Source organism: Streptomyces sp. R818 (assembly GCF_056172735.1).
In genome coordinates this window covers 390628-410430 of record NZ_JAOCNE010000016.1, presented here as the reverse complement: position 1 = coordinate 410430, position 19803 = coordinate 390628, and the positions used below count along the sequence as shown (strand labels likewise).

The 19803-nt window shown below is 71.4% G+C and carries 18 protein-coding genes; 8 read left to right on the top strand and 10 right to left on the bottom strand.

Annotated features, from left to right (window positions below; all coding sequences use genetic code 11):
* Positions 1 to 18: 18 nt before the first annotated feature.
* From N5I75_RS40330 to N5I75_RS40320, 3 genes are all read right to left on the bottom strand, one after another.
* Positions 19 to 156, bottom strand: coding sequence for a hypothetical protein (locus tag N5I75_RS40330; protein ID WP_476685503.1), 138 nt, complete (start codon positions 154 to 156; stop codon positions 19 to 21).
* Positions 153 to 431, bottom strand: coding sequence for a hypothetical protein (locus tag N5I75_RS40325; RefSeq protein WP_476685501.1), 279 nt, complete (start codon positions 429 to 431; stop codon positions 153 to 155). Before N5I75_RS40325 ends, N5I75_RS40330 begins: the two co-directional genes overlap by 4 nt.
* A gap of 191 nt (positions 432 to 622) precedes the next feature.
* Complete coding sequence (locus N5I75_RS40320; protein WP_476685499.1) at positions 623 to 889, bottom strand: hypothetical protein; 267 nt, start codon at positions 887 to 889, stop codon at positions 623 to 625.
* A gap of 908 nt (positions 890 to 1797) precedes the next feature.
* Here N5I75_RS40320 and N5I75_RS40315 point away from each other — a divergent pair.
* The 3 genes from N5I75_RS40315 (at position 1798) to N5I75_RS40305 (ending at position 3967) form a co-directional block, all read left to right on the top strand.
* The gene (locus N5I75_RS40315) at positions 1798 to 2226 is read left to right on the top strand and encodes a phospholipase (protein ID WP_476685527.1); all 429 of its coding nucleotides are present in this window, start codon (positions 1798 to 1800) and stop codon (positions 2224 to 2226) included.
* 396 nt (positions 2227 to 2622) lie between these two features.
* Positions 2623 to 3147: a hypothetical protein gene (locus N5I75_RS40310; RefSeq protein WP_476685498.1), complete on the top strand. Its 525-nt coding sequence runs from the start codon at positions 2623 to 2625 to the stop codon at positions 3145 to 3147.
* Positions 3148 to 3511: 364 nt separating this feature from the next.
* Positions 3512 to 3967: a nitroreductase family deazaflavin-dependent oxidoreductase gene (locus N5I75_RS40305; protein WP_476685496.1), complete on the top strand. Its 456-nt coding sequence runs from the start codon at positions 3512 to 3514 to the stop codon at positions 3965 to 3967.
* Positions 3968 to 4148: 181 nt separating this feature from the next.
* Here the strand turns inward: N5I75_RS40305 and N5I75_RS40300 are convergent, their stop codons facing one another.
* Entirely contained in the window at positions 4149 to 5309 is a 1161-nt protein-coding gene (locus N5I75_RS40300; RefSeq protein WP_476685526.1) for an erythromycin esterase family protein, read from the bottom strand.
* Positions 5310 to 5696: 387 nt separating this feature from the next.
* Between N5I75_RS40300 and N5I75_RS40295 the strand changes: the two genes are divergently transcribed.
* On the top strand, positions 5697 to 6284 hold the full coding sequence (locus N5I75_RS40295) for a TetR/AcrR family transcriptional regulator (RefSeq protein ID WP_476685495.1): 588 nt from the start codon (positions 5697 to 5699) through the stop codon (positions 6282 to 6284).
* Between the two features lie 195 nt (positions 6285 to 6479).
* Positions 6480 to 8438 carry a CASTOR/POLLUX-related putative ion channel gene (locus tag N5I75_RS40290; protein ID WP_476685493.1) on the top strand — a complete coding sequence of 653 codons (1959 nt, stop codon included), beginning with the start codon at positions 6480 to 6482 and terminating at the stop codon, positions 8436 to 8438.
* Between the two features lie 54 nt (positions 8439 to 8492).
* Here the strand turns inward: N5I75_RS40290 and N5I75_RS40285 are convergent, their stop codons facing one another.
* The 3 genes from N5I75_RS40285 to N5I75_RS40275 form a co-directional block, all read right to left on the bottom strand.
* Entirely contained in the window at positions 8493 to 8945 is a 453-nt protein-coding gene (locus N5I75_RS40285; protein ID WP_476685491.1) for a hypothetical protein, read from the bottom strand.
* A 98-nt stretch (positions 8946 to 9043) separates the two neighbouring features.
* Entirely contained in the window at positions 9044 to 9712 is a 669-nt protein-coding gene (locus N5I75_RS40280) for a response regulator (protein ID WP_476685490.1), read from the bottom strand.
* Positions 9676 to 10947, bottom strand: coding sequence for a sensor histidine kinase (locus N5I75_RS40275; RefSeq protein ID WP_476685524.1), 1272 nt, complete (start codon positions 10945 to 10947; stop codon positions 9676 to 9678). Before N5I75_RS40275 ends, N5I75_RS40280 begins: the two co-directional genes overlap by 37 nt.
* 271 nt (positions 10948 to 11218) lie before the next feature.
* Between N5I75_RS40275 and N5I75_RS40270 the strand changes: the two genes are divergently transcribed.
* The 3 genes from N5I75_RS40270 (at position 11219) to N5I75_RS40260 (ending at position 15463) form a co-directional block, all read left to right on the top strand.
* Positions 11219 to 11956: an ABC transporter ATP-binding protein gene (locus tag N5I75_RS40270; protein WP_476685489.1), complete on the top strand. Its 738-nt coding sequence runs from the start codon at positions 11219 to 11221 to the stop codon at positions 11954 to 11956.
* Positions 11950 to 14418 carry an ABC transporter permease gene (locus N5I75_RS40265; protein ID WP_476685487.1) on the top strand — a complete coding sequence of 823 codons (2469 nt, stop codon included), beginning with the start codon at positions 11950 to 11952 and terminating at the stop codon, positions 14416 to 14418. The genes N5I75_RS40270 and N5I75_RS40265 overlap by 7 nt, the downstream gene beginning before the upstream one ends.
* Positions 14419 to 14650: 232 nt before the next feature.
* On the top strand, positions 14651 to 15463 hold the full coding sequence (locus N5I75_RS40260; RefSeq protein ID WP_476685485.1) for an AfsR/SARP family transcriptional regulator: 813 nt from the start codon (positions 14651 to 14653) through the stop codon (positions 15461 to 15463).
* A gap of 22 nt (positions 15464 to 15485) precedes the next feature.
* Here the strand turns inward: N5I75_RS40260 and N5I75_RS40255 are convergent, their stop codons facing one another.
* The 3 genes from N5I75_RS40255 to N5I75_RS40245 all read right to left on the bottom strand — a co-directional run bounded on the left by N5I75_RS40255 (position 15486) and on the right by N5I75_RS40245 (position 19643).
* Positions 15486 to 16094 carry a response regulator transcription factor gene (locus tag N5I75_RS40255; protein ID WP_476685484.1) on the bottom strand — a complete coding sequence of 203 codons (609 nt, stop codon included), beginning with the start codon at positions 16092 to 16094 and terminating at the stop codon, positions 15486 to 15488.
* 39 nt (positions 16095 to 16133) lie between these two features.
* A complete protein-coding gene (locus N5I75_RS40250; RefSeq protein WP_476685482.1) occupies positions 16134 to 17333 on the bottom strand; it encodes a sensor histidine kinase in 1200 nt (399 codons plus the stop codon).
* A gap of 102 nt (positions 17334 to 17435) precedes the next feature.
* Complete coding sequence (locus N5I75_RS40245) at positions 17436 to 19643, bottom strand: MMPL family transporter (protein WP_476685481.1); 2208 nt, start codon at positions 19641 to 19643, stop codon at positions 17436 to 17438.
* Positions 19644 to 19803: the final 160 nt, after the last annotated feature.

Genomic DNA, 19803 nt, shown 5'->3' with positions numbered 1-19803 from the left:
AGCGGGCAGGGTGTTGTGTCAGTCGCGTTCGAGGCGTGCGAGGCGCTTGTGCAGGTCCGACAGCTGCTGAGCGAGGGTTCTGCACTGTTCGAGGGCGGAGTCGGCGCGCTGTTCGGCGCGTTCCAGCCGGCGTAGTTCCTCCGGCGTCATCGTCATGCGCCGCCGCCCAGCAGGAAGCCGCCGCCGGTGACGATGATCTCGGCGATCACGAGGAAGTTCTCGTGGGTGCCGTAGCGGATCTGGAGATCCTGGGAGACGAAGGCGCGGCGGGCTCCGTGTCCCTCGTCCACGGTGCCGCGGGCTTCGGGGTTGCGCGCCAGCATCCCGATGGCGCGGTCGACGATGCTGGCCTGGTCATCGTTGAGGGCGCGGTATTCCTCGCGGGCCTGGATCGACAGGATGGGTTCCAGGGCGGTGGATGCTGCGTTCATGTCTGTGATTGTCGCAGATGACGGTGGGCGCGTGTGAAGCCGTGGGACGAGGCCGTGCACCAGGCGGGCGGGATGCTGCGGGCGGGCTGTGTCCGGCGCGGCTCATCGGGCTGTCACGGGTGGCGTGGAGCCTGCTTCGGTCCCCCGCCGGCGCCGACGCGGATCTCTGCTTCGGGCGGGCGGGCGCCGGATCAGCCGTTGGCGGCTTCGTTCTCGCCCTCACCCGTTCTGGGCCGTGCCGTGGCGCGCAGCAGCAGACGCTGGCGCAGTGCTGTGGCTGCCTCGTCTGTGCTCGCCCGGATACCGAAGTGCTCCTGGGCCACCCGGACGACCTCGGCGACCTGTACCGGTATGTCCGGCTGCGGCGGTGCTGTCGTGGTGCCGGTGCGGCGCCGGGCCCGTGAGATCGCGATGTCCGCTGCGGTCCGAAGCTGCGCGGCACGATGGGCGACATGCACGCGCTGTGCGCGCTGCGCTCCTCGACGCTCCCAGAATCCCCGCACGCCATACCCCCACTGTTCGCGAACTGTGCCCGGTCCGCCCTGTCAGCCGTCGGGCATCCCCTTGCATCCCCTTGAAGACGAACCGTGCCGTGGTCACCGGTTACCCCGTGCCGGGTACAAAGAACCTGGCCTCAAGCACGGCTCGAGCAGGTCGATTCCGGGACCAGGGGATTCCGTCCCCGGCCTTGCGGGACCCTCGGGGTCCCGCTCACCCGTCGGCCGGCGGTGATCGGTTTCGGTCGATCCGGATACGTGCCCATCCCGACCGCACCGACGCGCACCAGTCCGCCGCCGCGGACCTGGCGGGCCCTTGGCAGACGCAGGTGGCGATCGACGAGGTCGCACGGGCCTGCAGTCAACGGGCAGCGCGCCCGTTCCGCTGGGCGCGCGCCGCCGTCCGTCCTGCTGCCTGCTTTCTTCCTCTCTTACTTCTGCTGAGGACGGTCGGGGGTGCGTGTACGGGGTTGTCAGAGTCCGCGACGGCCCGAAAAAGGGGACCTGACCTGCGGGAATAAACCTCCGGGAGAGCGGGAGGTACTGCGGGATGTTGGTACAGATGGTGTAACCGATGGTGGAACAGATTGCGGTACCGATGGTGTGACGGATGTTGTGCAGGGGCGCCGGCGTGCGCTGCTGTGCCTTTCGGTGGCGGGCGCGATCGAGTACGGCCGTTCCGCACGTTCGGGCAATGGGCCCGCTTCAGGCGCCAGCGCACTGTGTCGCACAGCCCGGTCAGGAGGCGCGACTCAAGTCGTGCTCCGTGCGCGCTATGCAGGCAACTCCGAGACTGGTGTGATTCCTGAGGCTCCATCAGGACACACTTCACCCCGGAGGTACCCGTGAACCGTCAGGTCGCCAGAGGCATCGGCGTATCGGCCACCGCCCTGCTCGCCGCCACGGTGTTCAGCTCCCCCGCCACCGCTGCCCCCGCCGACAAGCCCCAGGTGCTCTCGTCCTGGACGCAGACCAGCGCCTCCAGCTACAACGCGTTCATCGCCGCACGCAACAATCAGGGCGCCTGGGCGGCCTACGGCTTCAACTGGAGCACCGACTACTGCTCGAGCTCGCCCGACAACCCGCTGGGCTTCAAGTTCGATCTCTCCTGCGCACGACACGACTTCGGCTACCGCAACTACAAGGCGATAGGCACCTTCGACGCCAACAAGTCCCGCCTCGACAGCGCCTTCTACGAGGACCTGAAGCGGGTCTGCGCCCCTCTCGGCTCGGTGCAGAAGACCGCGTGCAACTCGCTGGCCTGGACGTACTACCAGGCGGTCAAGGCCCTCGGCTGATCACGGGAATCACGTGCTGAGCCCTGACACGACGCCCTGACATGACGCGACGGCCCCTGACCGGTGTTTGGGTCAGGGGCCGTCAGCCTGTGCGGGCGGGTGTGTTGTTCGGATGCCGTGTGACGATCGAGCGGGGGCGTCGGGGCCGACTGGTACGCCCTGGAAACCTGCACCAGTCCGCGCACCACTTTGCGCACCAGTCCGCGCACCAGTGTGCTTTGACCTCGACTTCTACGAGTTGTCCGGGTGGGGTGCCGCTACGCCTGGTCCACGTCCGGGGCGGCAGGAGCCAGGGTGCTGGCTGGAGTCAGATGCGCGGGTGCATGCCGCGCGGCCGCGCGTGGGCCAGATGAAATCGCGTGACCTCCCGGCCCGCTGCACGGTAGAACCCGACGCGTGTCCGTCTTCTTCTGCTCCAAATGCGGGGCCGCGCTCACCGCAGACCTGACAGCCCTGCCGGTCGTCCCGGACGTCGACGACCCGGATCGCGGCCGGGACAAGGAAACCGGCCGGGCGCGCTCCACCGTCCCGCTCGGGCATTACGCCATCGACCCGCACCCGTGGGGTGCCCCGTTCGTCACAGCCGCCACACCGTGTCGGCCTGCCCGGCATACTGGCCGCGAGCTGCTGCGGAGCGGGGTCACCGTCTCCGCCGGTCCGCGTGGCACCATCGTCGTCCACCCGGACGACGTTCTGCCCCGCCTGCGATCCTTCACGCGCGGGGACAACTGGCTCGGATGCTGCGGCCCCACCGGCGCGCACGGCCCCAATCTCGCTTGCGTCTGCGGAACGCGCCTGGCGACCTGGGCGGCTGATTGCCTGGGCCCCAACGAACTTCACCTCGATCCCGTCCGCGTCTACGCCTGGCACCAGGGCGCGCACCGGCCGGGAGGCACGGCGGACACGGTCCGCAGCGACTGAAGGCTCAAGTCCCCGCCCACGCGCCGCTCCTAACTGCGAAGTTCAGTCCCTTCAGTCCCTGCCACAGAAGACTGAAGTGTCGTGACCTGGGAGTTCATCTTGGGAGCTGACCGGGACCGTATGCGAGTCAGAGCCTGTCCAGCCGCGAGGTGGGGGCCCAGGACGTAACCGTGGGAGCATCTGGGGTCGTTGGTTCGAGGGTCGGCTCGGTGTCCACGACCTTCCGGACGGTGTCCTCGGCATGCTCGTGGAAGGCGACGAGAACCTTCGCGGCTGAGGCTTGATGCGGGGTGTCGGGCACGCACACACTGCCCCTAAGCGAGAGCAGCGCTCTCGGAATCTCACTCCTTCAGGGAGCCCCCTGATGTCCGCGCACACACACCTGCAGAAGCCCGGCTGGTTCTTTGTGCACGTCACGAATCCCATCGTCATCTGGCTGTGCCGCCGGGGAATCAGCCTCTGGGGTATCCGCATCCTGGTCGTCCGTGGCCGGAAGAGCGGAGTTTCGCGCCACACGCCCGTCCACGTGCTGACCACCGAGGGACAGACCTACCTCCTCGCTCCGCGCGGTCACGTCCAATGGACCCACAATCTGCGGGCCGCGGGCCGCGGAGAGCTGCGCTTGGGCAAGAAGACCGTGCCGTTCGCCGCCACCGAGATCGCCGACGACGACAAGCCCGCGGTGCTGCGCGCCTATATGAAGCGCTGGAAGGCGGAGGTCCGCGTGTTCTTCCCCGACGTGGGGCCGAAGGCGACCGACGACGATCTTCGCCGCATCGCCCCCAGTCGACCCATTTTTCGCATCGCACCGCAAAGCTGACGCTTCGGTAATCCGTCTTTGAGAATTGCGCTTGCATGCCGACCGAGATCGCCTACGCCCGGTCGCTGGGTAGGCCCGTGCGGCTCACGCACGGGAAGTCGATCTCGGCGCCTGACCACTCCCACACCTTTCGCGGGCTACGGGAACGCGCACTCGTGGCCCGTACAGGCAGGCCCCCTCCTCACGGCGTTCGGCGGAGGTGGCCCGGGGTCACCCGGTGTAGGTGGATCACTATGTCGTAGGCGTGGGCGAGGGACGTTCGTGGGTGTGTGTCGGACCAGTACAGGCCGTAGGAGCGGGTGGGGCGGGGCGTGGTCGACCAGGTGCGGGCCGCGGGGGGTGCGGTGCGGAGGTCCAGGGCGTAGTCCTGGTGGTGGAGTTGGTCGAGGGTGTGTTCGTTGTGGTCGGCGGGGGCGGTTCGGACGGTGTAGGTGCGGGGCTCGGTGGCGGTGAAGTCGGGAAGGGCGTTGATGCGGCCCGTGCCGAACGTCAGGCCGATGTTGACGTAGTCCGCGCCCAGCCTGCGGCGCAGGAACGCTCCGGTGGGCTCGGGAAACTCGGCGGGGTTGTCGCTGGTGTAGGCGACGTGGCCGTTGTTGGAGGCGAGGAGGAGCTTGCCGCGAGTGTGGTCGAGCCACCATGCGGTGTTGTCGGCCATGACCTGGTCGCGGTAGCGCATGCGGTCGGCGAACCGGTCGTCGGGGAAGGCGTACGCGGTGAAGGTCTGGGTGAGGGCCGTGGCGGTGCGCAGGGCCAGGTCGTGTGCCCGGCCCGCCGGTCCGTGGGGGCGGTGGCAGGAGCGGATCAGCGCGAGGCCCCGGTCCGCCCGGTCGGCCTCGGCCCGGCGGGTGGCGGGGTCCTTGGCCAGTTGGCGGGCCATCCAGGCGCCGGCCTCGGTGCTCGGGGCGGGTCTGAGCGGGGCGTAGAGGGCGTCCAGGCGGGCGGTGAGGTCGGGGTGGTGCGTGGCGCTCCAGGCGTGGATGAGGTCGTGGGCGTTGGCTCCGGGGTAGCCGAGGTCGTTGCCGGCGAAGCGGAGTCGGGGGCGGTCGGGGTGGGTGAGGTTGTAGTGGCGCATCCAGTGGATCAGGTCGAGGTACTCCTCGGTGTTCCAGAAGACGTACTGGCCCTGGAACTCCTCCCGCATGATCCGGGCCGGGTCGCCGGTGCCGCTTGCCACGTAGGCGTCCAGGCGCAGGCCGGTGCTCCAGCTCGCCTCCAGGACGAAGGTGGTGAAGCCGCGGTCCGCCGCCAGTTTCTTGAACAGGCGCGCCTTGAGGGTGAAGAACTCGTGGCCGCTGTGGGCGGCTTCGCCGAGTGCGACGACGCGCGCCGAGCCGGTCATCCGGGCCACGGCATCTAATCCTGCCCGTCCGGCCTGTCCGGCCCGTCCTGTCAGGGGTACGGCGTGTTGTCTCAGGGCGTCGACTGCGGTGGTCGGCGGGGTCGCGGCTGCGGGGCCGGCGGTGACCGGCAGGAGCGTGCCTGCGGTGACGCCTGCCGCTGCGAACCGGAGGAGTCGACGGCGGGGTACGGCGGTGTGGGGGGCGGGTGTACGGGTCACGGCAAGTCCTCTTCTACGTACGCGGGTTGGGGTCAGCCGAGCGCGGTTCGGCGGTGCGGTCGGCGTCGATGGCATGACCGTAGCCGGGTTTTGGGCATACGCACAATACACTTGTATAGATCGAGCGTCTGAGGCGTGTGCGCCAGCGCGCGGGTAGCCTGTGCCGCCATGGGAAACCGTGCGGATCTGCTCGCCGGAGCGCGACGCTGTCTTGAGGACAAGGGCTGGGCGCGCATCACCGTGCGCGACATCGCCGCCGAGTCGGGGGTGAGCATGGCGGCCATCGGCTACCACTTCGGCTCCCGCGAGGCCCTGTTGACGGCCGCGCTCATCGAGGCGATCGACGAGTGGGGTACGCGGCTGGGCCGCACCCTGTCCTCGTACGGCACTCAGGGCGCGACCACGGCCGAGCACTACGAGGCGTTGTGGGCGGCCGTGATCGAGTCCTTCGTCGCCGACCGCACGCTCTGGCTCGCGACGCTCGAGGCCCTGGTGCAGGCGGAGCACTCCGATGACCTGCGCCGGTATCTGTCCGGCGGGCAGGTCGAGGGGCGGCGCGGACTCGCCGCGCTGTTGCGTGGCACGGCCGAGGACGAGGTCGACGACGTCACCGCCCGTACCCTCGGCGCGACGCAACTGGCCCTCTTCACCGGCCTGATGACCCAGTGGCTCACCGATCCGGAGCAAGCGCCGGGGGCGAGCGAGGTCGTGGCGGGGCTGCGCGCGCTCACGCCCCTTGTCGCGGATGGCGGGTGAGCCCGGCCAAGTGCCGGTGTCACTCCCCTCGTCCGGTCGGTCGCGGCGGCGCCGCAGGGAAAGGGGCGGACCCGAAGGAATGAACGCCGATCGAACACCGTCCGCCGTGGCGACCCACCACTCACACTGCGAGACATGTGTGCACACCCGTGTTTGTCACTGTTCACGGGGAGTTCGACGCGGGAGGGGAGAAGGGTGGCGCAGCGCCGTTCTCGGCTGGGTGACCGGGCGCGTTACTGGTTCGACCGTACGTTGGCGCGCGGGGCCGCCGCTCTCGTGGGGTGGATGGCGGTGCTGTGCCTGGCCGTCGTCGTCCCGGCCAACGCGGTGCTGGTGTGGACCGACCCGCACGCACCCGTGTCGGTGACGGGCCGGCTGGCGGAGGTGTGGCGGCTGACCGGGCAGACGTTGCGGCTGGGTGCCGGGACGGGGCCGCCGCTGCGGGTGTCGCTGACGTTGCTGCTCGCCCTGGTCGCGTTGTTGTACGTGTCGACGCTCGTCGGGCTGATCACGACCGCGCTCACGGACCGGCTCACCGCGTTGCGCCGGGGCCGGTCCACCGTCCTCGAAGAGGGGCACGCCGTTGTTCTGGGCTGGTCGGAGCAGGTCTACACGGTGGTGGGAGAGTTGGTGGCCGCCAACCGCAATCGTCCTCGGGCGACGGTGGCGGTCCTCGCCGACCGGGACAAGACCTTCATGGAGGAGGCCCTGGCGGCGGAACTGGCCTCCCTCGGACGGGGCTCCCTCGGTCAGGGCTCCCTCGGTCGTATGCGGCTGATCTGTCGCAGCGGTCCTCCCACTGATCCGTCCGTGCTCGCCCTGACCAGTCCGGCCACCGCCGGTGTGGTGCTGGTGCTGCCGTGCGACGAGCCCGACGCCGATGCGGAAGTGGTCAAGACGCTGCTGGCGCTCAGGGCGGTGCTCGCCGCGGAGACGGACGCCGGGGGGACGGGTCAGCCGCCCGTTGTCGCCGCTGTGCGGGACGGCCGGTTCCGGCTGGCCGCCGGTCTCGCCGCCGGACCGGGCGGTGCCGTCCTGGAGAGCGACGCCGTCACCGCCCGGCTGATCGTCCAGGCGGTGTACTGCCCGGGGCTCTCCCTCGTCCATCAAGAGCTGCTGGACTTCGCGGGCGACGAGTTCTATCTGGTCGAGGAGCCCGCCCTCGTCGGCCGTCCGTTCGGGGACGTACTGCTGGCCTACGCGGCGTCGAGCCCGGTGGGGGTGGTGCGAGGGGGCGTGCCGCTGCTCAATCCCCCGCCGGAGACGGTCATCGCCCCGGGCGACCTCATCGTCCTCATCTCCGAGGACGACGACACGGCCCTGCTGGAGGGCTGCGAGGAGTTGGTGGAGGGGGAGGCGATGACGGACGGACCCGCCGCGTCCGCCGGGCCGAAGCGCATTCTTCTGCTGGGGTGCAATCGCCGGGTGCCGCTCATGGTCGACCAGTTACGCCGCCGTGCCCGGCCCGGGTCGAGTGTGGACGTGGTGGCCGGTCACGGTGACGCATTGCTGGAAGATGGCTTGAACGACACGTATGACCTGGACGGCGGTCGCGGTGCCGGCCTCCAAGTCACTGTGCATCACGGGGACTTCACCCGTCCCGAGACCTTGCACGCCCTGGACGTGGCCTCGTACGACGGTGTCATCGTCCTCGGCCCGGACCCCGTCCCGGATGATGAGCGGGCCTGCGACCCCGACACTCGTACGCTCGTCACCCTCCTGCTGCTGCGGCAGCTCGAGGAGAGCACGGGGCGCGAACTGCCGGTGGTGACCGAACTGGTCGACGACCGCAGCCGGGCGCTCGCCCCCGTCGGACCTGGGGCGGACGTGATCATCAGCGGCAAGCTCATCGGGCTGCTCCTGGCCCAGATCTCCCAGAACCGGCTCCTCGCGGCCGTCTTCGACGAACTGTTCTCGGCGGACGGCACCGGCATCGTCCTGCGGCCCGCGACCGACTACGTGCGGCCGGGCAGAGAGACGTCCTTCGCCACCGTCGTGGCCGCGGCGCGTCGTCGCGGGCAGTGCGCCATCGGCTATCGCGTCCGCGCCGAGTCCTCGACCGGTCCCGGGTACGGGGTGCGGATCAACCCGGCGAAGGGGGAGCGCCGCCGCTGGGCCGCAGGGGACCAAGTGGTCGTCGTGGGTGAGGAGTGACCGTAGAGGTGCGGTAAGGGCGACCGTAGAAGAGGTGCGCGGAGGAGTGACCGTTCAGAGGTCCCGGCAGATGCTGCGTGCCTTCTCCAGGTCCCGTTTCACCGTCGCGTCGAACTCGAAGACCCGCGCATGCCGCACCTGGGAGCGGCGGATGGCCTCGGCGAGCGGCTTGTACGTGGCGTCGTCGGCCGCCGCCGAAGCGGAGAGCGCGCCTGCCGCGGCGTAGCGGTTGAGGGCTATCTCGCCCGCCGGGCCCTTCTGCGTGTACGCGGACTCGTCGAAGCCGTCGAGTGCCTGGCAGGCGGCGCGCGCGTCACCGGCCGCACCTGCCCCGGCGGTGGCGCTGCTGTCGTCGTCGTTCAGCAGCCAGGCGGCTGTCACTGCCCCGGCGCCGATGACGAGCCCGGCGGCGAGGGAGACGATCACGGTTGCTGTGCGGTTGCGCGGGCGCGGGGCCGTCGGTGACGGCGCTTGAGCAGGGGCGGTGTGGGGCTGTTGTGGCTGCATCCGGCCAAAGGTAGCGCGCGGGTGCGGATCACCCTGCGGTCAGGTTGTGGTCACGCTCGTGGTCAGTCTCGTGCTCAGGCTCGTGCTCAGGCTCGTGCTCAGGATCGTAGGTAGGTGAGGACCGCCAGGACGCGGCGGTGGGTCTCGTCGGCCTGGGGGAGGTCGAGTTTGGTGAGGATGCTGCTGATGTGTTTGCCGACGGCCGCTTCGGAGACGACGAGTTGGCGGGCGATCGCGCCGTTGGACCTGCCTTCCGCGATGAGGGCGAGGACCTCGCGTTCGCGCGGGGTGAGCCGTTCGAGGGGGTCGCGGCGGCGGCGCAGGAGCTGGCGGACGACCTCGGGGTCGACGACGGTGCCGCCGTCGGCGACGTCGCACAGGGCGTCCACGAACTCCTCGACCTGGCCGACGCGGTCCTTGAGGAGGTAGCCGACGCCGGATCCGTCGCCGGAGTCGAGGAGTTCGGCGGCGTAGGTGCGCTGCACGTACTGGCTGAGGACGAGGACGGGGAGCGCGGGGTGCTGCCTGCGGAGCTGGACCGCCGCGTGCAGGCCCTCGTCCTGGAACCCGGGGGGCATGCGGACGTCGGTGACGACGATGTCGGGTGAGTGCCGCTCGACGGCGGCGATCAGCGCGGGGGCGTCGCCCACGGCGGCGACGACGTCGTGGCCGAGGCGGTCGAGCAGGCCGATGAGGCCCTCGCGCAGCAGGACGCTGTCCTCGGCCAGGACTACGCGCAGCGATCGGCCGGGTCGGTCAGCTCGCAAGGAAACTCCACACTCAGCTCGGTCGGTCCGCCGGGCGGGCTGGACAGGGAGAGTCTGCCATCGAGGACCGAGACGCGGTCGGCGAGTCCGGTCAGTCCGCTGCCGCCGCGGGCGTCGGCGCCGCCTTGGCCGTTGTCGCGGATGCGCAGGGTCATGCGTCCGTCGAGCCAGCCGCCGCTGACGTGCGCGCGGTCCGCTCCGCTGTGTCTGGCGACGTTGGCGAGGGCTTCGCACACGACGAAGTAGGCGGCTGCCTCCACCGAGGGGGAGAAGCGTCCGGGCAGCTCGAGATCGATGTCGACGGGGACCGGGGAGCGGTCGGCGGCGTCGCTGACGGCGGCTTCGACGCCGTAGTCGCCGAGCACCTTGGGGTGGATGCCGTGGATGAGTTCGCGCAGCTCGGCGAGGGCTTTGCCGGCCTCGTCGTGGGCGCGGGCGAGCTGGTCGGCGAGGGGTCCTTCGGGGGCGTCGAGGCGGGCCAGGCCGAGGGTCATGGTGAGGGCGACGAGGCGTTGCTGGGCGCCGTCGTGCAGGTCGCGTTCGATGCGGCGGCGCTCGGCCTCGAAGGCGTCGACGAGCCGGACGCGGGAGCGCGTCAGCTCGACGACCCGGTGGCCGAGGTCGGCGTCGCGCGGGGCGATGAGCAGCCGGGTCAGTTCGGCGCGGGCGCCGGCGGCGATGCCGAGGAGGTAGGCGCACAGGGCCAGCAGGACGAGTCCGAGGACGGTGATGCCGAAGGCGGCGGGATAGGTGGTGACCGTCCACTGTTTGAGGACCTTCGCCTCGTCGCCGCCGCCGGCCGTCGCCATCATCGCGGGGGTGGCGATCATCGAGAGGGGGAAGAGCAGGGCGACGGTGACGGCGAGGGCGTCCACCGGCCACAGCAGGCCGGCGAAGAGCAGGGCGTAGCCGAGTTCGCGCCAGGTCACCGGTTCACGCAGGCGTGTGGTGAGCCACGCCCACAACCCCCGGGTGTCGGGTGCGCGGTGCTGGGCGGGGGCGGGGTCCAGGTCGACGAGGCCGAGGCGGCGGCGCTCGGCCCAGGCGACCGGCAGTCCGGCGAGCGCGGTCAGCACGAGGAGCGGCAGTCCGACGAGTACGACGGCGAGCACGCCGCCCAGCGCCGCGGTGACGACGATCCCGACCAGGACGACGGCTCCGGCGACCGCGCCGGTGACGAGGTAGGCGGCGCTGCGCCAGGGCCAGGCGGTGCGCAGGTAGCCGGGGCGGGACATGGCCTGCCACACGTTGCGAGGGTGCATGGCGGCACCGTAGGAGTCCGATGGCGGGCGGGGCCAGGGGGACAGATATCGGGTCGGGGGTATGCCTGGCCCTACCTCAAGTCTCGGTCCAGCCGCACTGCGTGGGCGGGCCGTCGCGCGGTTTCGTGGGCCCACAGCGAAAACGAAGGGTGGCGGCGTCCCGATGACAGGTCGGCTCGCAGGACATGTGCTGGCGCACGGTGCCCTCGCATCCTCGGTGCGGTGGTCAACTAGTGGGGACTCAATGAACAACGACGCGATCCGATTGCGCTCCGTCAGCAGGCGATACGGGGCCGGCGGCAGTGCCGTGACGGCACTGGACGAGGTGTCGCTCTCCTTTCCCCGGGCCACGTTCACCGCGGTCATGGGCCCCTCCGGGTCCGGCAAGTCGACCCTGTTGCAGTGTGCCGCCGGGCTCGACCGGCCGACGTCGGGATCGGTCATGGTGGGTGACACCGAGCTGACCCGGCTCAGTGAGACGAAGCTGACCCTGCTGCGCCGTGAGCGCATCGGGTTCGTCTTCCAGGCGTTCAACCTGATGCCGTCGCTGACCGCCGAGCAGAACGTCGCCCTGCCGCTGAAGCTGGCCGGCAGGCGGGTCCCCAAGTCGCAGGTCCGGCAGGTTCTGGAGCAGGTCGGGCTCGGCGGGCGCGCCGGTCACCGGCCCAGCGAGATGTCGGGCGGCCAACAGCAGCGGGTCGCCCTGGCCCGCGCGCTGGTGACCCGCCCCGAGGTGCTGTTCGGCGACGAGCCGACCGGCGCCCTGGACTCGCGGACCAGCCGGGAGGTGCTCGCGCTGCTGCGCTCCATGGTCGACCGCGAGGGCCAGACGATCATCATGGTCAGCCACGATCCGGTGGCCGCCTCCTACGCCGACCGCGTCGTCTTCCTCGTCGACGGCCGGGTCAACGGCGAGCTGATCGGGGCGAGCGCCGACGACATCGCCTCCCGCATGACGAAGCTGGAGACCGTGCCGTGCTGAGTGTCGCGCTGCGCACCCTGCGCACCCGCTGGGTCACCTTCGTGGGCAGTTTCGTCGCGCTCTCGCTGGGCGTCGCGCTGCTCGCCGTGATGGGCCTGGCGCTCGCCTCGTCCCTTGACGCGCCCGAGCGGCAGCCGGAGCGGTTCGCCGCGGCACCGGTCGTCGTCCAGGGCCAGGACGTCCTGCGGGTGCCGACGTCGATCGGTGACCGTACGCAGAAGCTGGAGCAGCCACGGCCGGTGCCCGGCGCCGTCACCGCGAAGCTGGCGGAGCTCGGCCGGGTCGTCGCCGACCGTTCCTTCCCCGTACGGGCCGAGGGCGGGCCCGAAAATCTGGTGGGGCACCCGTGGTCGACGGCCGCGTTCGCTCCGTACGAGCTGTCCGCGGGGCACGCGCCGCGCACCGGCGACGAGGTCGTCACCAGCGGGGACTGGGCGGAGCCGGGCCGGCGGGTGCGTACCGACCGGGGCGTTGTGACGGTCGCCGGTACGGTCTCCGGGCTCGGATTCGAGGACGCCGTCTTCTACACGGACGCGCGCGCCGCGCAGCTGTCACCGGTCAGCACCCAGCTCGTGGTGGACGCGGACGCGGGCGCGGTGCGCGCGGCGGTCGCGGGCAGCGACGGGGTCGGCGTGCTCACCGGAGCCGACCGCCGTCGCGCCGACGCCGACCCGGACCGCGACAGTGAGGCGCTCACCGCGATGAACGCCATGTTCGGCACGGCGGGCGGGGTCACCGCCTTCGTGTCGGTGTTCGTGGTGGCCTCGACGTTCGCTTTCGCGGTCGCCCAGCGGCGGCGGGAGTTCGGGCTGCTGCGCACGGCGGGGGCCACGCCGGGACAGATCCGCCGGATGGTGATCGCGGAGGCGTCGGTGCTCGGGGTCCTCGCGTCGGCGGCCGGCTGTGTGCTCGGCGCGTACGGCGCCCCGCACCTGGCCGCGTGGGTGGTGGACGGCGGGCTCGCGCCGCGCTGGTTCGCCATCGGCGATTACACCTGGCCCTTCCACATGGCGTTCTGGACGGGGCTGCTGGTCGCCCTGCTCGGGGTGGTCGCCGCGTCCTGGCGGGCCGGCCGTACCGGCCCCACGCAGGCGCTGCGCGAGGCGGCGGTGGACAGCAAGGCGATGACGTGGGGGCGCTGGCTGTTCGGCGCGAGCCTGTTGCTGACGGCGGTGGTGACGCTGGGGCTCGCGCTGGCCGGTGACCCGGGCGAGCTGCTGCACCGCAAGACCTACGTCAGCCGTCCGATGCTGCTGATCACCGCGGTGGCCCTGCTCGCCCCGGTCCTGGTGCGTCCGCTGACCCGGCTCCTCGCCTGGCTGCCCGCGAAGCTGCCGGGCGCGGCGGGCATGCTGGTGCGGGAGAACGCGGCGGCGGGTGTGCGGCGCACCGCGGCGGTCGCGGCGCCGGTCCTGGTCACGGTCGCCCTCGCCGGTTCGCTGCTGGGCGCGACGGCCACCCTGAACGAGGCCAAGGCCACCGAGGTGCGCGAGCGGACCGCGGCCGACTTCGTCGTCCTCTCGGCCGGGGACGCCGGGTTCGATCCGGCGACGGTGCGGCGGCTCAAGGACGTCGAGGGGGCGTTCGAAGGGGCGACGGTGGCGCCGTCGGCGGCCAGTGCCGTGTACGTCCTGGAGGACGGGACCGCCCTGATCAGGTCGGATGCGCGTGCGGTGCGGGCGGGGCCGCTCGCGCGGACGGCGCGACTGCCGCTGGCCTCGGGCGACGTCACCGACCTCGACGACGGCTCGATCATCGTCAACGAGGAGTGGGCCGAGCACACCGTGGGCCGGCACGTCACCGTGTGGCTCGGGGACGGCACGAGGAAGTCGCTGCGGATCGCCGCGGTCATGACCACCGGCACCGGCGACAACGGCGTCTACGTCACCCCGGCCAACGCGCCCCGCGCGCCCGTGGACCGCGTCGACGTCTCGCTCGCCGGCGGCGGCGACACCGCCGCGGTGGCCGCCGCGCTGCGCACGGCGGTGGGGCCCGCGGGCGGTGAGGTGTTCACCAAGGACCAGTGGGTGGCGGCGACCTACCCCGAGACGAACCGCACCACCCGGTACGGCTTCCTGCTGGTCCTCGGCATCGCCCTGCTGTACACCGGGATCTCACTGGCCAACACGATGGTGATGGCGACGTCCGACCGGGTCCGCGATCTGGCCGTGCTGCGCCTGGCCGGGGCCACCCGATGGCAGGTGCTGCGGCTGGTCGGCGCGGAGGCGCTGATGGTCGTCGCGGTCGGCGGGGTACTGGGGCTGGTGGTCGCCGGGGTCAATCTGGCCGGGATGTGGGGCGCGCTCGGCCTGCGGTCGGTGTGGAGCCCGGTTCAGTTGCCGTGGACGGAGATCGGGGCGGCCGTCGGGGCCTGCGCGGTGCTCGCCGGGGTGTTCTCCGTCGCCCCGGCCTCGCTGGCGATGCGGCGCCGGGCCGTGGAGTTGGCCGGGGTCAGGGAGTGACCCTCTGACGGAGGGCGAGGGCGGCGCCGGGCTCGGGCAGAGCTCGGCGCCGCCTGCTCTCCCGCCCTGACCTGGCCCCTGACCTGGCGCCTGGCCTGGCCCCTGACCTGGCCCGTATGAAGAACTCATGTCCGTGGGCTGCCGACCTTCACCCCCTTCTCCTGGGTGGCTCACTGTCGGCGCGGCGACGCCGCGTGCCAGGCTCGCGCCATCCAGAAAGAGAGGGAGCGCCATGGCGTATCTGGGGATCGGGCTGCTGGGGCCGTTCGCGGCCTCCGTGGGAGATGTGTCCATCGTCCCGAGCGCGAGCAAGCAGCGCAGACTGCTGGCGCTGCTCGCGGTCGGCGGCGGGCGTGAGGTGGGGATGGCCGCCATCGCGGAGGAGCTGTGGCAGGGGTGCCCGCCGGCCGGTCCTTCGGCCGCCGTGCAGACGTACGTGAAGCAGTTGCGGCAGCGGATCGCGGCGGCCGTGGCGCGGCTGAGCCCGTGCCTCGACGCCAAGGAGATCCTGGTCCGGGGGCACAGCGGGTACCGGCTCTGCATGCCCGAAGTGCGCACGGACGCGCGGGAGTTCGAGCTGTCGGTGCGCCAGGGGCATCAGGCGCTCGCGGACGGGGACGACGAGCGCGGGGTGCGGCTGCTGTCCGACGGGCTCGCCCTGTGGCGCGGGCCCGCCCTGGGCGACGTACGGACGTCGGGGACGCTGCGGGCGGAGGCGCTGCGTCTGGACGAGGTGCGGCTGGCGGCGGTGGAGTCGCGCATCGAGGCGGAGTTGCGGCTCGGGCGCCACGTCCATCTGGTCAGTGAGCTGATCGCGCTGACCTCACTGCACCCGTTGCAGGAGAGCCTGCACGCGCAGCTCATGGTGGCGCTGTACCGCAGCGGCCGTCCCTCGCAGGCGCTGGAGTCGTTCCGGCGGCTGCGTGAGACCTCGGTGCGCGAGCTGGGCATCGAGCCGTCGCGGCGCCTTCAGGAGCTGCACCGCTGGGTGCTGGCCGGGGAGCCGCTGCTGGACGCCCCGGACCGTACGCTGGCCACGCTGTAGTCGACATGCCGCGCGGAGCGGGTCAGACCAGCCAGTCCGCGTCGCGGGCGATGCGGATCGCGTCGACCCTGTTGCGGGCGTTCAGTTTGGTGACCACGGTCGTCAGGTAGTTGCGCACGGTTCCGGTCGACAGATGCAGGGCGGAGGCGATCTCCCTGGCCTCCGAGCCCTCCGCGGCCAGGCGCAGCACCTCGGTCTCGCGCTCGGTCAGCGGGGACTGGGCGCCGCTCCAGGAGGCGAGGGCGAGTTCGGGGTCGATGACCCGGTGGCCGGCGACGACGCGCCGGATGGCGCGGGCCAGTTCGGCGGGCGACTCGTCCTTGAGGAGGTAGCCGTCGACCTGCGCGGTCAGGGCGCGGCGCAGGGTGCCTGGACGGCCGAGGCTGGTGAGCATCAGCGTCTTGCACCCGGGCAGGCGTTCCCGGAGCTGGGCGGCGGCGCTGAGTCCGTCCAGGCCCGGCAGGTCGATGTCGATCACCGCGATGTCGGGCCGCACGTCGAGCGCGGCGGCGAGGATCTCGTCCCCGCGCTCCAGTTCGCTGACGACTTCGAGGTCGCTCTCCAGGGCGAGCAGCGCCACGAGCGCTCCCCGGATCATGTTCATGTCTTCGGCGAGCAGTATGCGAATCACCGCGACGCACCTCCCCCGACGGCACAGCGATCTTCCGCGTCACCGTATCCGGTCGGGCACCCGCGCCGCGAGACGGAAGGTGTGGTCGTCCTGGTCGACGGTGAGGGCGCCGCCCACGGCGCTCAGCCGCGTCCAGAGGTTGCCCAGACCGCTGCCGCTGTGCGGGGACGGGTCGCGGTGACCCGTCGTCACCCCGTCGTTGACGACGCTCAGTCGCACCTGTCCGGCGCTCCGTTCGGCGGTGACGGCGCAGTACGTGGCGCGGCTGTGGCGCAGGACGTTGGTGACCGCCTCGCGCAGGACGGTGGCGAGCACGGTGTCCAGTTCCTGCTCCAGTTCCGGTCCCGGCCCGCCGATGCGGATGTGGGCGTCGACCCGCACGTCGGCGGCGCCGAGCACGGTCCGGGCGGAGTCGATCTCGTCCTTGAGCGACATGTCGCGGTAGCCGCTGGCGACGCTGCGCACGTCGGCGAGCGACTGGCGGGAGATCGTGAGCACGTCCTCCACCTCGGCCTTGGCGCTGTCGGGGTGCGCAGGGAGCAGCCGGTGGATCAGCTCTCCTTTGAGCGTGATCGCGGAGAGGCTGTAGCCGAGGAGGTCGTGCAGGTCGCGGGCGAAGCGCAGGCGCTCCTTGGTGACGGCCGCGCGGGTGAGCTCGGTGCGGGTCTCGTCCAGGACGCGGATCAGGTCGGCGAGCCGGGTCAGGCCGAAGACGACGAGGCCGGTCAGCAGGGTGGACTGGACGTAGTAGAACGTCTCGACGACGCCGAGATCACCGACCAGCGGCGGCACCAGCATCGACGCGCCCACGGCCCCGTACATGAGCCAGGCCCGGGCCGGTGGCAGGAGCAGGAGCAGCGAGCCCGCGAGGAAACCCGCCATCGAGCCCCACTGGGTGCGGAAGACGAGCAGGGGGAGATAGGTGAGAAGCGCCTGGGCGGACAGGGTGAGGGTCTTGCGGCGTACGGAGGCGAGGTGGGCGCCGGGCCGGGAGTGCAGCCATTGCAGTCCGAGGATGGCGAGCAGACACAGGACGGCGGCGCTCACCTCGGCGATGGAACTGTGCGAGCTGAGGATGTTGAGCAGGGTGATGCTGAAGTAGCACAGCAGGGCCGCGATCAGGACCAGGCGGCCCAGCCTGGGGGCGGGGAAGTCGCCGCTCCTGACGAGCGGTTCGGCCGGTGGCCCGGGGTCCCCGCCCGCTTCGGTCGCCTTCAGGGCTCGCTGTCGGCGCACCATGGTCGCTTCCCCCTTCTCCCCCGACTCCCCCGGGCTCCGTACACCCGTGCGGGAGCTTAAGCGAGGGGGATGTGGATCACGTAGGGATTCGTTCCGATGCCATCAGCTCACCGGCTCCAGAGGGCGCGACGTCGGTCGCTCGTCCACGCGGGCGCGGGCGCGGCGTACGGAGTGCGAGGGCCACCAGTTGGCCTCGCCGAGCAGGAGCATCAGGGACGGCAGGACGAGCATCCGGATGATGAACGCGTCCAGGAGGACGGCGACGGCGAGGCTGAAGCCGATCTGCTTCATCTCGATCAGGTGCAGGGCGGCGAAGCTGGCGAAGACGGTGACCATGACGACGGCGGCGCTGGTGACGACCCCGGCGGAGGAGCCGATGCCCTCGATGACGGCCTTGCGGGTGGGGACTCCGCTCAGCGCCGCCTCACGGATCCGGCTGATCACGAAGACCTGGTAGTCCATCGACAGGCCGAACAGGATCACGAAGAGGAACAGCGGGACGCGGGAGCCGATGGAGCCGGTCGAGGTGAAGTCGACGAGCCCTTCGGCCCAGGTGTCCTGGAAGACCAGGACGAGAATGCCGAGGGAGGCGGCGGCGGACAGCAGGTTGAGGACGATGCCGACGAGGCCGAGGACGACGGAGCGGAACGCCCAGACGGTCATGGCGAAGGTGACCAGGAGGAGGGCGCCGATGATCAGCGGCAGCTTCTGTTCCTGGTGGGTGGGGTAGTCGGTGTAGCGGGCGACGTCGCCGGTGACGGCGGTCTCGGCGCCGGGCACCTTGCCGACGGTCCCGGGCACGAACCTGTCGCGGATGTCCTTGAGGGAGGACTGCGCCTCGTCGCTGCTGACGTAGTGCGGGACCTGGAGCTGCAGCATGCTGATGCGCTGGTCCGGCGAGGTGCGCAGGGTGGAGGTGCCGCTCAGGCGCGGGTCGTCCTTCACGTCGGCGGCGAGTGCGCGCAGGGCGGCGCTCACCTCGGGCGCGCGGCCGGCGTCGGCGCGGACGGTGATCTGGTGCATGGACTTCAGGTCCGGATAGGCCGCGTTGAGACGGTCGTAGACCTGCATGGCGACGATGGAGCGGGAGTGCGTCTCGCGGCCCATGTCGGTGAGCTTGAGGTTGAGGACGGGGGCGGCGAGGGCGAGCAGCCCGACGACGGTGGCCAGCAGGGTGGCGGCGGGGTGCTTGGCGACGGGGCGCAGCACGGCGGCGGTCAGCCGGCCGGGTCCGTTCTTGTGCGTCTTCTGCTTCTTCGGCGCGAGCCCGCGGGCCGCGCGGCGCTCGGCACGGCGCTCGGCGCGCTTGCCCATGGAGGCGAGGAGGGCGGGCAGCACGGTCAGGGAGGAGACGACGGCGACGAGGGAGACGAGGATCGCGCCGGTGGCGATGGAGGAGAAGATGACGTCGTCGGCGAGGTAGAGGGTGGCACTGGAGATCGCGACCGCGAGTCCGGACAGGACGACGGCGCGCCCTGAGGTGGCGGCGGCGAGTTCGACGACGGCCTGGGGGCTCAGCCTGCCGCCCGCGCGGGCCCGTTCCTCGCGTTCGCGCTTGAGGTAGAAGAGCGTGTAGTCGACGCCGACGGCGAGGCCGATGAGCAGGATGACGTTGGTGCCGACGCCCGCGTCGGGGAAGACGTGCGAGGCGACCATCGACAGGCCGATTGCCGAGGCGATCGAGGAGAGCGCGAGCAGCAGCGGTACGAGGGCCATCGCCACGGAGCTGAAGACGAGCAGCAGCGTGACGAGGGTGACCGGCAGGGCGATGACCTCGGTGCGGGAGAGGTCGTCGCTGCGCAGCCCGTCGACGCCCTTGCTGATGGAGGGCGATCCGGTCTCCTCGACGCGCAGCTCGGGATTGGCCTTCTGCACGGCGGCGGTCTGCGCGAGGAGCGGGTCGACGTGCTTCTTGCCGTCGAGTTCGGCGCCCTTCATGGTGACGGTGACGCGGACGGCGGTCCCTGCCCCGTCGCGCACCGGGTCGGCGACGGTGCGCACCTCGGGCAGCTTCTTCATCCGGGCGGCGACATCGGCGGCGGCCGCGTCGGCGGCGGAGACGTCGAAGGAGCCGCCGGGCTTCGCGGTGATGAGGACGTGCTCGACGGGCCGCTGCTGCAGTCCGCCCTCGGCGGCGATCTCCTCGCCGCGTCCTGCCTCGCCGATCCGGAAGTCCTCGGTGGTCGCCGGGTTGGTGCCGACCGTGATGCCGATGCCGAGGCACAGGACGACGAAGACGAGCCATCCGACGATGCCGCGCCAGGGGCGGGCGGCGCTCCAACGGGCCATGCGTACAGGGAGATTCTTCATGCCGTCGATCGTCGTCGCGCGGGGCGTGGTGCCGACAGCGGCGACCGGTTGAACTCGGGGTCCACCAGGTGGTGGACCCCCTCCGGATCCCCTCAGCGGAACCTCAGTAGGCCCTCAGCAGGGCGCCAGCGCGGGCCCCGACGATCGTCGGGCACCCTTC